Source organism: Psychrobacter sp. AOP22-C1-C5 (assembly GCF_052378885.1).
Taxonomy (GTDB): Bacteria; Pseudomonadota; Gammaproteobacteria; order Pseudomonadales; family Moraxellaceae; genus Psychrobacter.
The window spans coordinates 16,122-32,190 of record NZ_JBQSYC010000009.1; the positions used below are offsets into that span (position 1 = coordinate 16,122).

Genomic DNA, 16,069 nt, shown 5'->3' on the forward strand with positions numbered 1-16,069 from the left:
TCACTACAGTCAATTACCGTAACAACCAAAATGAACCTACTTTAAAAGAAAATTGCGATGCTCTTAAGACAAATTCTTTGAAGCGTCTTACGAATCAGATGCCTTTTGTAAAACATAGACAATAAATCTGGCCTCGGTATTAAACGCCTCTTTTTCCACAGCTTCTAATAGCACTTGTCTCTTCTCACTTTTGGCGCGATACGCATAAGGGGTCATGGTCATCAGATCTGCTAACTCACTGGCTGACAAGCTCATAGCAGCACTGACACGATGCGTCTCTATCAGCGTAAACTTAGGAGATAATTCCTGTAAGAATTTATCAGAATCATGTTCGCGGACGTCATCAAACAATGCTTCACGCATTGATGCCAAATGCCCTGCGTCTGGTTTGGCGATGATTAAATAGCCATTATCGGTCAATACTTCCGCAAAGGCTTGTGGCAAGATAGGACTAAAAATACTGCTGATGCCCTTTACACTACGAGCACGTAACGGCAGGTGCGCGGCGCTCGTGACCAGCGGATAAATGATTGTTGTCTTGGTAGACGCCTCTTTACTTTGTTGATACCAAAGCTTACCTGCCGTTTTGCTCACTTTGGCCAATTCTACCAATGCAGGCTTACTAATGTCAGCTGCAATCAACGTATCTATAATATCTGATCCCATTTGTGCCATTGCTTGCGTGTAGTAGCCTTCACCGCAACCGATGTCTAACCAATTGGTAGATTGATTGTTTTTTTTAGCGACTGGCTTATCTTGTGCCAGTAACTGCTGCATTTGCTGAACAATTAGGGTTTGTAGTTTTTCATAATGTCCTGCATTCAAAAACCGTTTTCGTGCTTCTATCGACGCTTGACTGTCGCCCGGCGATTTAGACTTCTTTTGTTGTACTGGCAACAAATTGACATAGCCTTGCCGCGCTACATCAAAAGGATGGGAGGTTTGCTTCGGGTGTAAACTGCCGTCACAGCGCCACGTGTCTGGCGCGGGTTGCATAGGAGATTGGCAGAGGGGACAAATAAATAAGGACACAAGCATCTCAAAATCATAGCAATATGGCTGGCATTTTAGCAAAATTCACGCGGTCTAAGTGATAAAAGCGCGCATAAAAAAAGCCGTCTCAAACGTTTAAGACGGCTTTTTAATGAACGATATCAATATCTACCAACTAGAGCAGTTTTGTTAACTTAGCCCTAGCGTAACTTCAGTGTCATCAGACCTAAGATGACCAATATAATGGCAATAATCCAAAACCTTGCCACCACTTGCGTCTCTTTCCAGCCTATTTCTTCGAAGTGATGATGCAGTGGCGCCATACGAAAAACGCGTTTTTTGCGCAGCTTATATGAACCCACTTGCAGCATTACCGACAACGCTTCGGCGACGAACAAACCGCCCATAATCGCAAAAGCAATCTCTTGCCGTGTCATAACCGCAATCGTACCCAGCATCGCACCAAGTGCCAGCGCACCCACATCACCCATAAACACTTGCGCGGGATGGGCGTTGAACCATAAGAAACCAAGTCCTGCGCCAATCATCGCACCGCAGACAATGATGACCTCTGAGTTATATGCTATATAAGGCACATGTAAATAATCGGCGAAACGCACATCGCCCGACACATAAGCCATGGCCCCCAAACCTGCTGCCACTAACACGACTGGCAAGATGGCTAGACCATCTAAGCCGTCTGTTAAGTTGACGGCATTGGATGCCCCATTAATCACAAAATAAGTAAAGATAATAAAACCAATACCGAAAGGCACTACCGAAAAGGGAATCATCCAATCTTTAAAAATGGGCAATAACAAATCCTGCATCTCACGGGTCGTATTGATGTCAGGTTGTAACGTAGCAATATAATATAAAGAGATGCCGACGAATAACGCCCCTATCGACAGCCAAAAGTACTTTTTACGAGCAATCAATCCTTTGGGGTCTTTGTATTTAATTTTGAGCCAATCATCCGCCCAGCCGACCGCGCCGAAGATGATCATCACGACGAGCAAAATCCACACATAAGGATTGTTTAAACGCGCCCAAAGTAAGGTCGATATGCCAATTGCGCTTAAAATTAAAACGCCGCCCATGGTCGGAGTACCCGTTTTGACCAAATGCGATTGCGGGCCATCATCACGAATAGCCTGACCGTATTTGAGCGAGCGTAGATGCTTAATGACACGCCCACCAAAAATCATGCTAAAAGCAAGAGCGGTAATAACCGCGAGTAACGCCCGTAGCGTCAATGAAGAAACCGCAGAAAACGGCGTATAATACTGACCAAGCCAGCCAAACAACCAAACTAACACCGCTTACTCCTCGACTAGCGCATTAATAAGTGTTTCCATCTTCATGGAACGAGAGCCTTTGAACAGTACAGTACAAGGCTGAGCCTGTTGCGCTTGCAGATACGGCTGTAAATAATGCAATAAATGGTCTTTATCAGCGAATGCATGGGCATTGAGCTTAGCCACCTCTTGTGCACCAGCAACGGTATAAGGCGCGTATTCCCCAACGCAAAGCAATACATCGATACCCGTGGTTGCGATAGTACGACCCAAGCTTTGGTGCTCGCTCACTGCCGCATCACCCAGCTCACCGATATCGCCCAACACCATAATTTGAATCCCAGTTTGCGCCGCCAACACTTTTGCTGCAGCACGTACCGAATGCGGGTTGGCGTTATAAGTATCGTCGATCAAACGATGCATACCGAGCAATTGCGTGTTCAAACGGCCTTTAGCCGGACGTGAGTTTTCAAGCCCAATGACGATGTCACTTGCATCGATATTTAACGCATGCGCACAAGCTGCGGCGGCCAATGCATTATTGACATTGTGCTCGCCCGCTAATGGCAACTTGATATCATGCAATTGATTGCCGAGATGCAATTTAAACTCACTGCGCTCAGGTTCTACGTCTAAGTGACTGGCACTCACGTCCGTATTACCAAAACCAATGACGTGTGACGTGTATTGTTCAGCGATGCGACGTAACTGATTGGTAAAATCGTCCTTGTCTGGAACAATGGCGAACTGCGCATCTGTCAAGGTATGATAAATCTCTGCCTTCGTCTGACAAATACCCTCACGGCTACCAAACTCACCCAAATGAGCGGTGCCAATATTTAAGATACAGGCCACATCAGGCTGGACAATTTCAGTGGTATACGCAATCTCGCCAATATGATTGGCACCCAATTCTAAGATAGCATACCGATGATGGTCTGAAAGCTCCAAGAGCATCATTGGCACGCCCAAATCATTGTTTAAATTACCACGAGTAATCAATGTCGGTGCCAATCGACCAAAGATACTACCAAGCATCTCTTTACAGGTGGTCTTACCGCTCGAGCCTGTGATCGCAATCACAGTCAAGTCTTTGTGCTGCTGGCGACGATAAGCAGCCAATTGTCCAAGCGCCAAACGCGTGTCTTTGACAACCAGCTGTGGAATGCTGGTAGAAATGGGACGAGAGACGATAGCGGCGATTGCCCCTTTCGATGCCGCCATGTTGATGTAATGATGACCATCAAAATTGTCACCATTTAACGCCAAAAAGATATCACCGGTTTTTATGGTACGCGTGTCGGTGGCGATACGATTACTAATCACCCCGTTGTCTGTTGACTCTGACTGCTCGGCGCTTGTTTGCGTCTCTGGTAGCTGCCAATGTCCGGCAAGTGACTGTGTCGCTGCAAGCAAATTTTCTGCTTGCCAGACATACAGCCCTTGCGACTGAATGGTGTTATCGTTGTCGGCTGTCATAGTGATTACCTTATATGATGACTACTTGTTGCTTATATTTGAATGTATTAGGAAAAATTAAAAACCGATTGCAACCGCTACTACTTATACTCGCCCAGCTTGCTTGAGAGCGTTTTGTAAGACAACACTGTCGTCAAAATCATGACGCAAGTTGTTGATTTCTTGATAGGTTTCATGCCCCTTGCCAGCGATAACCACAATGTCATCGGCTGCCGCTTGACTGACAGCGTACTCAATGGCAGTTTGGCGCGCAGGCTCAATATGAGTGCGTTGATATTGCTCAGCACTCATTCCCGCTTGCATGTCTTGCAAAATCACATTGGGATCTTCGGTACGAGGATTGTCTGCTGTGAGTATGACTTGGTCTGCACCCGCTAGTCCAGCTTGGGCCATCAATGGGCGCTTGCCTGCATCGCGGTCACCGCCGCAACCAAACACCGCCCACAGCTGACCTTTACAATGGGTTTTGAGACTGGCCAGCACTTGTTGTAAGGCATCGGGCGTATGAGCGTAATCGACAATAAAACAGCCCTCAGCAGATGGCACGCGTTGCATACGTCCAATGGCGCCTTGTAACTGCGGTATCGCAGCAGCAATACGCTCAATATCGCTATCTACATTGTCGCCAAGTGCTAGGGTCGCTGCTATCGCCGCGAGCAAATTGGCCACGTTAAAGCGACCCAATAGTGGGCTGACAATATTTATATAATCATTTTGATGCTCAACAAAATTGGTGCTGCCAGAATCACAACGCAAGGCAATCTCGACCCCTTGCAAGCTAGGTTCGATACTAGCCGCAACAAAGGTAGCCTTTTTGGACGCATCTAAACTGTATGTCCACACGGTCAAATCGCTGACACGCGCGGTGTCTAGCATCACTTGTGCAAACTCATCATCAAGATTGATAATGGCATGGGTCAAGTCCGGAAAGTGAGCTTTATCAAACAGCTTGGCTTTGGCTGCTGCGTATTCTGCCATATCAGCATGATAGTCCAGATGATCACGGCTCAAGTTGGTATAAATTGCCACTGACACAGGCATGCCTTGCAAGCGCTGCTGATCCAAACCGTGTGAGCTTGCTTCCAATGCTAGCAGCTCGGCGCCATCGCAGCCCATCTGATATAAAAATTGCTGTACGGCTAGCGCATCACCCGTGGTATGACTGGCTTGAATCAAAGCCCCAAGCTTACCATTGCCTGCCGTGCCCATCACGGCACTGCTCTTACCAGTCAGTTGCGTCAACTGGGCCACTAGCTGACTGATAGTGGTTTTGCCGTTGGTGCCCGTCACTGCTACGACCGTGGGTAAACTTACTGGCTCCTGATACTGCAAACGCGTTTGAATCAAATCACCTAAGAAATCCCGAATATTAGGAACATAAACGACTGGACAAGACAAAGCTGCTAATTGCTGCGCTGCAACGGATTTTGGCTGGTTTTCTATCAAATCAATATTGGCATGAGGCGGCACATTAGCCGTTGTCAGCAAAGCAACAGGATCGACTTCCGATAGGACAAACGCAGCATTTTTAGCAGCTTGACGTAGGTAGTCGCGACTTTTTTGACAGTTCGGGTTTTGGCTTTTTAATAAGACAAACACATCGCTTGTCTCTAGTTGACGGCTGTCCAAACGAAATTGGTAAAATGGGATAGTGGCAATCGAGTCTCTTTGACTTGGTTGAGCTTGGGACGATGAGGGTTGCATGAATGCCGCGATCATCGCTGTTAATGCTTGCTGCAAACTGTACCTAGTAATACTAGCGTCCATCAGTTGTTGTAAGGTGACAGTCACGTTGCTTGGCGATGAGGTAGACACAGTCATTGGCAAATCCTAAACAGTTAAAACAAATCAAAGAGTGAATGGCTGAACACTTGACAACCTACTATTGCACTTAAAACATTACATTTAACAATCTACGCATGAGCGCTTACTGGGCTTCAGTTTTCAAGGGTTTGTCCAAAGGCACATTGTATAAACGCAGCGCCTCTTTCATCACATTATGAAAAATGGGTGCTACTGTTAAACCTGCATACATTTGACCACGTGGATCTTCAATCAGCATCACACCGACCAGTCTTGGATTTGACGCAGGCGCCATACCAGCAAAGACGTTACGATACTGGTCAGAATAGTAGCCACCTTCTGGGTTGATACGGCGCGACGTCCCTGTTTTACCAGCGACGCGATAGCCATCAATCGCAGCGGCTTTGGCAGTACCACCGTCTTCTGTGACACTTTCCATCATCTGTACGATAGACATTGCCTGCTCATGGGCCATGATGCGCTTGCTTGGCTGCGATTTGTCGTCTTTGATAAAGGTTAATGGATGCATAACGCCACCTGCTGCCAACGCTGAATATGCTTGCGCTACCTGTGCTAGCGTGACTTGTAGACCATAACCATAACTGACTGTCGCACGTCTTGCTGTCTCTTTTTCTTTTGGCGTGACGATCATTCCGCTACCTTCACCCGGAAACTGTAACGGTGTTTTTTTGCCAAAACCAAACTGTCTTTGCATGTTAGTAATGGCTTCAGGTGGTAGCGATAGCGCAATCTTAGTTGACGCCACGTTACTAGATTTCTGTAGCAATGTCGCCAAGTTAATCCGGCCCAAATTGTTATGATCACGAATGGTATAACCACGGACCCGGATGGAGCCAGGATTGGTATCAATTAAAGAGGTCGGCGTATATTTGCCTGAATCTAAGGCTGTGGCAACGGTAAATGGTTTCATTACCGAACCGGGCTCGAACACATCAAGCAGTGCTCGGTTACGCTGGTTTTCACCCGTCATCTCATTAAGATTGTTGGAGTTAAATGACGGCCATGTAGATAAAGCAAGCACTTCACCCGTTTGTACATCGACGATCATGCCCGTAGACCAACGCGCTTTTTGCAAACGTCCTGCCTTTTCTAACTCTTTGTACAGCAAATACTGTAAACGCGAATCAATGGTCAATGCCACATCTTTGCCAGCCACTTCCGGTTCAATTTGCTTAATTTCTTTGAGACTGTTTTGTTTGGCATCTTTGAGTACCAAAACTTTGCCGTCTGCGCCTGCCAGGTCAGTTTCGAATTGACGTTCGATACCGGCTCGCCCCTCATAACCGCCTTCAGGATCGCTGGAGTTTTGACCCATAAAACCTAAAAGTTGAGAGTTTGGTTGCGGCTGCGGGTAATAGCGTTGAAAGAAGTTCTTCTCATAGACACCAGGGAAATCAAGCGAGCTGACACTTTGAGCAATCTCTGGCGTGACTTTATTCAAAAGTGGTAGATAATGCGAGCCTGCACCCTTGGGTAGAGCAGCTTTGACGGCATCTTCGTTTGTCACATCGACACTATCATCGATAGCCGTTACTTTTTTTAGCTCATCGACCGAGATATTGGCCGCTGCTGCCAGCGTGGTCAAATCCATATTGTCCAAGCGCTTCTGCATACGCGCGACCAATTGCGGGCTGTCAGGATTGGTAATGATAATGCGCTTAAGCTCGTAATATTCGCGCGCGTAATCATGCGGGCTAAACGTGACTGTCGCAAGCGGTGCACTGACGGCCAATGGTAAATTATTGCGATCTGTGATCATACCGCGATAAGATTTTTGCGTACGAACACTGGTAATGAGCTCATTGCCTTTGGCTTGATAGAACTGGGCATTGGCAACCTGTAAATAATAGGCACGGCCTACTAGCAACACGAATATAACCAGTGCAATGCCCCAAATAGTACGAAAGCGGTTTTTATCCTGCTCAAAACCGCCACGAGACGAAGCACCAGACGCTTTACCCAAAAATGCTCTTTTGTTTTTTAGGTTTTTGACGCTGGTATAGGCGCCTTGATCCTCATTCTTTTTGAGGCGACCAAACAGTTTGGCTTTGCGGCTATCGGTTGAATTGGTATCAGACTTACTGCCCGTTTGTCCAGATTTGGCAGCACTGGCACGGCGCAAAGGCTTAGTAACTTTACCACTGGCTGGCTTTTTGCTGGTATTTTTTGCTGAGGCCTTGTCATTGTTGGCATTGGGTTTTTTATCACTCATTGTCCTGCCTCCGCTGTATCGGAATCGGTCACAGCAACCTCATCAGCGACCTGAGGCTCAGGAGGTACCTCACTTATTACCCCTGTTTCAACAACATCTGAGTCATTGGCAACAACGGCAGTCGAGCTATCAGGACTGGCTGGTGCTACAGCTACTGCTGCTCCAGGCTGGATAATCAGCTTGTCTTCGAGTGTGGGAGAAAACATACCAAGTTCAGCGACCGCACGGCTAGCAATTTGCGGTGTCGCACTAAAAGTCTGCTGTTCAATGAGCAAACGCTGATGTTCAATTTGTAATTTTCGCTCTTGTTTCTTCATGTCTTGCAAGGTTTTATAATCCTGATGATATTGCTGAACGCCTTCAGCTGTTTTGATCCCGCTCCAAATAATAGCCGCCGCGAGCAACAGCAATACGGCTACATAAATACTACCCACATTGAATCGGCGCACAAATAATTCGCCTACATCGGTATTGGGAGGCAGTGTGCTACGACGGTTTGCAGGTTTGCCAGATATTGCCATGACGATCTCAAAAAAGTGAACTTCAAAATATAAAAAGCGACAGTTGTCTGTGAGTTATAAAAATGCTATAAACCATTCGCACCATCAATAAAAATAAAACCAAATAAAAGAGCAACTGCCGAGCCTAGCAGATAATGTTTACAGCTTTTTAACAGCAGCGTAATCATTGAAACATTTGGTCGTATCTACCCAATAAAAAACCAACCATCTATTACGTTAATAGACTAAGAGGCGATTTACTGGGTATGCGTAGTGTCAGGCAAATAATCAGTGTCCGTACGGGTTGCCATCCGCAGCCATGCACTACGAGCGCGCGGATTTTGCTTTGTTTCAGCATTGCTTGGGCCTACGCGTTTAGGCTTACTAAAGTAACGCGGGCGTTTGGGCGGCATCGGTAAATTCTCATCTTCTGGATATTGGCCTTTGCTATGACGCTGTAAAAACTGTTTGATACGGCGATCCTCTAGCGAGTGAAAGCTAATCACAGCCAACTGTCCACCAGCCTTTAAAATCGCTATGCTCTGCGCTAAAAAGTCATCGACGTCGCCAAGCTCATTGTTAATAAAAATGCGCATGGCCTGAAAACTCTGCGTCGCTGGATGCTTACCGCGCTGCCAATTGGGATGAGCGACCTTAATCACTTCCGCCAGCTCAAGCGTTGATTCATAACTGTCCATTTGCTTAATGGCACGGGCAATGCGGCGACTGTGACGCTCTTCCCCAAACTCGTACAGCACGTTAGCCAAGGTTTCTTCATCAACACGCTCAAGCCATTCGGCGACCGACTGACCACGGCTGGTGTCCATACGCATATCAACCGCACCATCCCGCATAAAACTAAAACCACGGCTACCATCATCAATTTGCGGAGATGAGATTCCCAAATCTGCCATCAATCCATCAACCTGAGTAATACCAAGCGCCGCCAGACTGGTCGTTAACGTCGCAAAACTGTCATGAACTACATGCACGCGGCTGTCCTTGCTAGCCAGATCCCTAGCCACGCTGATGGCAGTCGGATCCTTATCAAAGACAATCAGCTGCGCATCATCGGCAAGCTGACTTAATAACAATCGGCTGTGACCGCCGCGCCCAAAGGTTGCATCTACATAGATGCCGCTTAGTTGTAAGCCATTTTGGGCTTTTGACTCATCTTTTTGCGTCGGCAAGGACTTGACACACAACACCGCTGCGACGGTTTCTGGCAAGAGCACGGCATCGTGGACAAAACTTAATTCATCAGACGTGACCGAGTCTTTACCTGCCTCTTGTAGGTTTTGAGCAGAATCATTTTCGACGGAAGACGAATTGGCCACTGCTTTGGAGTGGTCAGTGACTAAAGAAGAATTGGCGTTAGCATTTGGCTTAGACTTTGATAGGGACACAAACAACTCAGTAGATGACGACCATATTGGTCAGTAATAGTAAAAAATCGGATGAAAATAAACAAGTTATGACTTGCTTAGCATTATTATCGCAAGGATACACAGCGAGTCAAGCTCTAGACGGGCTTTTCATTAAAAATATCCCATCTCTCTGTTATACTAACGCGATATTTTACGCTATTTTTCTACGTTGACTTCTATTCTTTCATCCGTATTTTTAGTCATATCTTACGATTCGTATTTTTTATTGCCCTTTTTTTAATAACAACATTCTGAGATTCCTATGATGCAAACATCGACTCTATCATCGACGAACCCCACGACAGCTACTAGCAACAAGCGTCCTGTCCGCACTCGTATTGCCCCATCGCCTACAGGCTTCCCTCATGTTGGGACAGCCTATATTGCACTGTTTAACTTGGCTTTTGCAAAAGCCCATGGCGGCGAGTTTATTTTACGTATCGAAGACACGGATCAAACGCGTTCTACTGAGCAATCTGAACAGATGATTTTAGACGCCCTACGCTGGGTCGGTTTGGACTGGAGCGAGGGCCCAGATGTTGGTGGTCCACATGCTCCTTATCGTCAAAGCGAACGCAGTGACATTTATAAAAAGCACGCTGAGCAATTAATCGATGCAGACCATGCGTTTCGCTGTTTTTGTACCAGCGAAGAGCTTGACGCCATGCGCGCTGAGCAAATGGCCAATGGCGAGACGCCGCGCTATGATGGTCGCTGTGCGCACTTGCCAACCGATAAAACTGAGCAATTGGTCAACGAGGGCAAACCGCATGTGATTCGTATGCGCGTGCCAACCGAAGGCGTTTGCCAAGTACACGACATGCTACGCGGCACCGTTGAGATTCCTTGGACACAAGTTGATATGCAAGTGTTGCTAAAAACTGACGGTATGCCGACTTATCATTTAGCCAACGTCGTCGATGACCATTTAATGGACATCAGTCACGTCATGCGCGGTGAAGAATGGCTCAACTCTGCGCCCAAGCATCAGCTGCTTTATGATTACTTTGGTTGGGAGATGCCAGTCCTATGCCACATGCCATTACTGCGCAACCCTGACAAATCAAAACTGTCTAAGCGTAAAAATCCGACCTCAATAACCTACTACCGTGATGCAGGCGTATTACCTGAAGCATTGCTCAACTATCTTGGCCGTATGGGTTACTCCATGCCCAATGATGCTGAGAAATTCACCTTAGATGAAATGATTGCCAGCTTTGATATCCAGCGCGTGTCGCTTGGCGGCCCGATTTTCGATATCGAAAAGCTTAACTGGCTAAATGCAGAGTGGCTACGCGCCCTCACGCCTGAAGAGTTAAAAAATAAAATCCTTGCTTGGGCCAATGACAGCGATAAATTAACCGCTATCGCAGCTGCTATTCAGCCACGTATTGAGTTACTGTCTGATGCCGTCAACTGGGGCAGATTTTATTTCCAAAACCTACCTGAGATTACCGCTGAAAGCTTCACTCACAAAACGCTAACGCCTGAGCAAATTATCGATATGCTACAGTTGACGCTTTGGCAGCTTGAAACCTTACCGACATGGTCAGAAGAAAATATCTACGCCACGTTAAAAGGGCTTGCAGCGCATCTTGATATCAAAATGCGTGACTTTATGGCACCCTTCTTTATCGCTATTGCTGGTAGCACCTCATCAACGCCGGTCATGAACTCTATGGCAATTATTGGTGCTGATATGACGCTGACACGCTTGCGTCATGCCGTTGATGTACTGGGCGGTTTGGGTAAAAAGAAACTGAAGAAGCTTGAAAAACAAGCCGCTGAGTTGCCAGATTTTTTAGCTGATAAATAGTTTGGCAGCTGAACAATACATTGGTTAAAAGTTTATGATGTAAAGAGGGGCCACACTATTGCTGGCCCCTCTTTATACTTTTACCACCCTTTCACTAAACCTCTCCGCCGGATATAAATATGGCTGCCAAAACTGTCATGATAGAAAGCAAAGACTATGTCTTTAACACGCTAAAAGAAGCACAGAGATATTATGATGACATCGCCAAAGAGCTTTATGACGCAAAACTCACGCTTACCACTGGGCAAGATTTTGAAGATTTAAAGTGGATATATACTACTTATTGTCGTCATAACAAACAAATTTCTAATTCGTTAAACGGGACTGACATCGTCGGTTTTAAGGGCGTAAAAGCGATACAGCAGAACGGTGGTCAATACGTTCCCACTGAATGTTGTGCAGTGCTATTTTCTGATGGGGCTGAAGAAACGTTCCTTACTGATAAAGCCATTAAAGCCATTGCTATTCAGCAAAATCCTCGTTAAATCGAATAAATAATGCCTCTAAAACTGCTTTGAAATTTATTTTTTTGCAGATTTATCGATTTTTTTAAAATAGATGTTGACATACCCCCCTCACTTCCCTAAAATGTGCTCACTCTTAGCGAGGGGCTATAGCTCAGTTGGTAGAGCACTTGCATGGCATGCAAGGGGTCAACGGTTCGACTCCGTTTAGCTCCACCATCTTATTTATAGCAACGCTCAGTATGACTGAACATTGACAATAAATACTCGCTAGTAGGACGATATCAGCACCTAGGCAACGCTTGCTCTATTCTTAATAGATAAGCTATCTGATATTGTGAAGTACCGTTGTAACCTTGGTTATAACACTCTATGCGTCCCCATCGTCTAGAGGCCTAGGACACTGCCCTTTCACGGCGGTAACGGGGGTTCGAATCCCCCTGGGGACGCCACTATTTGGCGTCACTTATTAGCCCTTTTGCTTAGCATCAGATAAGACTAGTAAGCGAACAATAAAAAAGCCCAATCATCATACGGTGACTGGGCTTTTTTACGTCTATTATTTGTTAAATCTTTCATTTCCTAAAAATCAATATTGCATCGACATGAGCCGTCTTTATCCCAATAACGATGGCAAAAATAGACAAAAAACTTAGAGATCCATCTTTTTATCTCAAACTCTCAAAATGAACAATTGCTCTATCGTGTTATTAAAAGTTTTTATAAGTATATCTTTGATTCATATGAGATATTTAATTATTAAAAATATCATAATATCTTAGTTTTTACTTACTTCATTCTAATAAAGGTAATTAAACACGAATTAAATCGATTTTTATCAGAAAAACAAACAACAATATTGATAATTTATCTCACTTAATTTACACGTTCTTACATAGTCTTGAATTAGTCACTTAGTTTAACACTCCTCTACAAAATGCTTGTATTTCTCTACTCAATAGCATTATCAATGCTGCACTGTTTTCCTTATGCTTGCACTATATTCACTATCGATAATATTTGGTGAATTCGAGTTTATGGGTGAGCCCTGTTATCAAGATAGTTGGCAGTTCAAACATATAATAAAGATAAGCAATTTTTTAGAAGGAATGATTATGATATCTACTTATACCCCTCAACGTCGTCCATCGTGGCGCGGTGCGATCGCCGGTCTTGTCATGGGAATGATCGTAGTCATGGCGATGATTGCCCTCGCTTTGGTACTTAGCTCATTTTTACCGTTTGATTTAAAAGGCACTAGTATCGCTGGTGGTATTTATGCTGCTATTACTGCTTTAGTAAGCGCCTTTGTTGCTGGTTATTTTGCAATAAAGTTTTCAGCGCCTGAAGCACTTTTTGGTGACGGTACTGACATCGATCCGAAAGACGCTACTTTAACAGGTATGTTGACTGCTGCTTTAATCGTACTATTAACGACCTTTTTTACATTAAGCAGCGCCACTGGTATTTTGTCGACAGCAGGTAATGCTGTAGGCTCTACTGTGAGCACAGTTGCTAAGACAGCTACAGTTGGCTCAACTGCCGTTGGTCAAGCAACTCAAAATGATGGCGTACAACAAACAGCACAAGAAATCTATCAGCGCGTGTCAGGTGATATCAGTGAAGAAGATATCCAAGCCATGGTTGCAAAAAACACGCAGAATTTAAGTGAACAACAAGTTGCAGCAACTGGTAGTGTAGTGAAAGACTTAGTAAATGGTACTAAGGGCGAAGTCGCTAATATGGACTTCACTGATATTGATACGTGGCGCAACATTGATGACTATGCAAAACAGCGCATGGCATCTATTGAACAGACACTAGAAGGTCCTGAGTTTATCAATCGCTTGCAACAAGAAGGCTTAACAGAGCCACAAGCTATTCAGGTTCGTACAGAAGTTCAACAGTCATTTAATGAATACAAAATGAAAACTGAGCAGACAATTGCTGAAGCAAAACAAACTGCTGAACAAAAATTACAGCAAGCTGAAGACGTTGCTCGTAAAGCTGCCCTATACAGTGGTCTATTCTGGTTAATCAGCACACTATTAACCTTCATCGCCGCAACTATGGGTGCAAGAAGTGCTGCTACAAAATACCGCTTAGACAAGCCTATCGTTACGCTAGGTGACAATGTTAGATAATAAGTTCGCTAAGACAGTATAAATTGAATTAGTAATACACTTATTTTAAGTAAAGAAAAGCCCAGTCATCATATGGTGACTGGGCTTTTTTATTGTGCCTTCACTATGAACTAGTTAGAAGGGAAAAACATAGCAAAGATTAAAACGCTTTTACATACTATTTGCCTCTTCTCTAAATATGACAAACTACCATATTAGCCCTTACAGCAGAAAGCCAATTCTCTCGTGGCCTGTTCCAGATTATGATGGAATGCCAATCACTCCACATTAAGTTCGGCAATCAGGCCGTTGAGCTGCTTCCTAATTGGCTGGCGAAGATAACGAAGTATACTGGCGGCTAATCCGAAACTTTTATGCTTATACCATTCAAGAACAAGTCTACCAGATGTCCAATACGCGATTCTGATGAACAGTCATTTTCAATTGTGATAGAAATGGCCGTTACCACATAAATGAAATCCTCGTAAGTGATATCTCGGCGAATGGTGCCTGCTTCTTGTCCACGCTGAAGCAGTCGATGCCCTTCCGCGGTAATGGCATTACATCCAGGTGTCCCGCATTGGATAACAGTACCAATCGAAGCAGCGAAACCTTGATAAATAATCGTGTTCCTAGCAAGCTCTTCAAGATAAGCTCGTACCGCGTCGCTTGGAGTAAAATCTAGGTCACGCGCACGGCTGGTCTCTGCCAGCGACAAGAAACGCTTATCACTAGTAGCGGCCAAAAGTGCCTCACGCGTGGGAAAGCGACGATAAAGCGTACCGATACCGACGCCTGCGCGCTTGGCGACCTCCTCCAGCGGAACCTTCGCTCCTTTTTCCAAGAAAAGCGCTTCAGCAGCAGAAAGTATAAGTTCACGGTTTTTCTTCGCGTCAGCCCGGAGGGCAGGTTCATTATTCAATTTTTTTCCTCTTTTACTTGTAAAATGGAGTTTACCTCCATATTATAAGTGGATCAACTCTCCACTTATAGAAAGGTACTAAAAATGACTAAACGTTTTGAAAACAAAGTTGTCGTAATAACAGGTGGCAGCGACGGCATCGGCCTCGCAACAGCAAAACTTTTCGCCATCGAAGGTGCGCACGTGTACATCACAGGACGCCGGCAAGAACTACTGACCGAGGCCGTGAAAGAGATTGGCCATGGGGCGGTCGGCGTGCAAGGTGACGTCACCAATTCCGCCGACGTTGCTCAGCTTTACGAGCAGATCCAACGCGACCACCAAAGGGTCGATGTCGTGTTCGCCAATGCGGGTATCTACGAGGTTGTTCCACTCGATGCGATCGAAGATTCACATTTCGACGCGACCTTCAACGCCAATGTAAAAGGCATGGTATTCACTGTGCAAAAAGCACTACCGCTGATGACAGCAGGAAGTGCTGTCGTCCTCAATGGCTCCATCGCTGGCAGTAAAGGCCTGCCAGGCCAATCTCTTTATAACGCCAGCAAAGCAGCAGTACGCTCGTTCGCCCGAAGCTGGACCAACGACCTTAAAGAGCGACGCATTCGCGTGAACGTGGTCTCGCCTGGTGGCACAGAAACACGTCTGATACGCAGCTACCTCGACTCACAACCGGAAGTCGAAGAAGCGCTAAATAAAAGCGTTCCGCTTGGTCGGTTGGGAGAACCGAACGAGGTAGCACGAGCAGTCCTTTTCCTAGCATCAAGCGAAAGTAGCTTTGTCGCTGGCCATGAACTTTTTGTCGATGGCGGTGTCGCCGCGGTTTAGGACTTAGACAAGCCTATCATTACGCTAGGTGACAATGTTAGATAATAAGTTCGCTAATATATTCGCTAGAACAGTATAAATTGAATTAATAAGACACTTATTTTAAGTAAAGAGAAGCCCAGTGATCATATGAATGGTGACTGGGTTTTTTTACATTTGCCATTCTAAATTTGTCTTAATTTA

12 protein-coding genes and 2 tRNA genes are annotated in these 16,069 nt (G+C 45.4%); 6 read left to right on the forward strand and 8 right to left on the reverse strand.

Annotated features, from left to right (window positions below):
* Nucleotides 1-87 precede the first annotated feature (87 nt).
* The 7 genes from ACT3TH_RS11225 to rsmH all read right to left on the reverse strand — a co-directional run bounded on the left by ACT3TH_RS11225 (nt 88) and on the right by rsmH (nt 9,712).
* Nucleotides 88-1,038, reverse strand: coding sequence for a putative RNA methyltransferase (locus ACT3TH_RS11225; RefSeq protein ID WP_444755921.1), 951 nt, complete (start codon nt 1,036-1,038; stop codon nt 88-90).
* Between the two features lie 155 nt (nt 1,039-1,193).
* Complete coding sequence (gene mraY, locus ACT3TH_RS11230) at nt 1,194-2,312, reverse strand: phospho-N-acetylmuramoyl-pentapeptide-transferase (protein ID WP_444755922.1); 1,119 nt, start codon at nt 2,310-2,312, stop codon at nt 1,194-1,196.
* Nucleotides 2,313-2,315: 3 nt separating this feature from the next.
* Nucleotides 2,316-3,770, reverse strand: coding sequence for a UDP-N-acetylmuramoyl-tripeptide--D-alanyl-D-alanine ligase (locus tag ACT3TH_RS11235; RefSeq protein WP_444755923.1), 1,455 nt, complete (start codon nt 3,768-3,770; stop codon nt 2,316-2,318).
* Nucleotides 3,771-3,854: 84 nt separating this feature from the next.
* A complete protein-coding gene (locus tag ACT3TH_RS11240; protein ID WP_444755924.1) occupies nt 3,855-5,591 on the reverse strand; it encodes a UDP-N-acetylmuramoyl-L-alanyl-D-glutamate--2,6-diaminopimelate ligase in 1,737 nt (578 codons plus the stop codon).
* Nucleotides 5,592-5,697: 106 nt separating this feature from the next.
* Entirely contained in the window at nt 5,698-7,806 is a 2,109-nt protein-coding gene (locus ACT3TH_RS11245; RefSeq protein ID WP_444755925.1) for a peptidoglycan D,D-transpeptidase FtsI family protein, read from the reverse strand.
* On the reverse strand, nt 7,803-8,327 hold the full coding sequence (ftsL, locus tag ACT3TH_RS11250; protein WP_444755926.1) for a cell division protein FtsL: 525 nt from the start codon (nt 8,325-8,327) through the stop codon (nt 7,803-7,805). Before ftsL ends, ACT3TH_RS11245 begins: the two co-directional genes overlap by 4 nt.
* Nucleotides 8,328-8,563: 236 nt before the next feature.
* Nucleotides 8,564-9,712 (reverse strand): 16S rRNA (cytosine(1402)-N(4))-methyltransferase RsmH, encoded by a 1,149-nt coding sequence (gene rsmH / locus ACT3TH_RS11255; protein ID WP_444755927.1) that lies wholly within the window; start codon nt 9,710-9,712, stop codon nt 8,564-8,566.
* A 286-nt stretch (nt 9,713-9,998) separates the two neighbouring features.
* Between rsmH and gltX the strand changes: the two genes are divergently transcribed.
* The 5 genes from gltX to ACT3TH_RS11280 all read left to right on the forward strand — a co-directional run bounded on the left by gltX (nt 9,999) and on the right by ACT3TH_RS11280 (nt 14,157).
* Nucleotides 9,999-11,549, forward strand: coding sequence for a glutamate--tRNA ligase (gene gltX, locus ACT3TH_RS11260; protein WP_444755985.1), 1,551 nt, complete (start codon nt 9,999-10,001; stop codon nt 11,547-11,549).
* Between the two features lie 119 nt (nt 11,550-11,668).
* Entirely contained in the window at nt 11,669-12,034 is a 366-nt protein-coding gene (locus ACT3TH_RS11265) for a hypothetical protein (RefSeq protein ID WP_444755928.1), read from the forward strand.
* A 122-nt stretch (nt 12,035-12,156) separates the two neighbouring features.
* Nucleotides 12,157-12,232, forward strand: a tRNA-Ala gene (locus tag ACT3TH_RS11270).
* 157 nt (nt 12,233-12,389) lie between these two features.
* Nucleotides 12,390-12,465, forward strand: a tRNA-Glu gene (locus ACT3TH_RS11275).
* Nucleotides 12,466-13,128: 663 nt separating this feature from the next.
* Nucleotides 13,129-14,157, forward strand: coding sequence for a hypothetical protein (locus ACT3TH_RS11280; protein WP_444755929.1), 1,029 nt, complete (start codon nt 13,129-13,131; stop codon nt 14,155-14,157).
* Between the two features lie 337 nt (nt 14,158-14,494).
* Here the strand turns inward: ACT3TH_RS11280 and ACT3TH_RS11285 are convergent, their stop codons facing one another.
* Nucleotides 14,495-15,058, reverse strand: a complete 564-nt coding sequence (locus ACT3TH_RS11285) for a TetR/AcrR family transcriptional regulator (RefSeq protein ID WP_444755930.1) — start codon at nt 15,056-15,058, stop codon at nt 14,495-14,497.
* 84 nt (nt 15,059-15,142) lie between these two features.
* Between ACT3TH_RS11285 and ACT3TH_RS11290 the strand changes: the two genes are divergently transcribed.
* Nucleotides 15,143-15,886: an SDR family NAD(P)-dependent oxidoreductase gene (locus ACT3TH_RS11290; RefSeq protein ID WP_444755931.1), complete on the forward strand. Its 744-nt coding sequence runs from the start codon at nt 15,143-15,145 to the stop codon at nt 15,884-15,886.
* Nucleotides 15,887-16,069 lie beyond the last annotated feature (183 nt).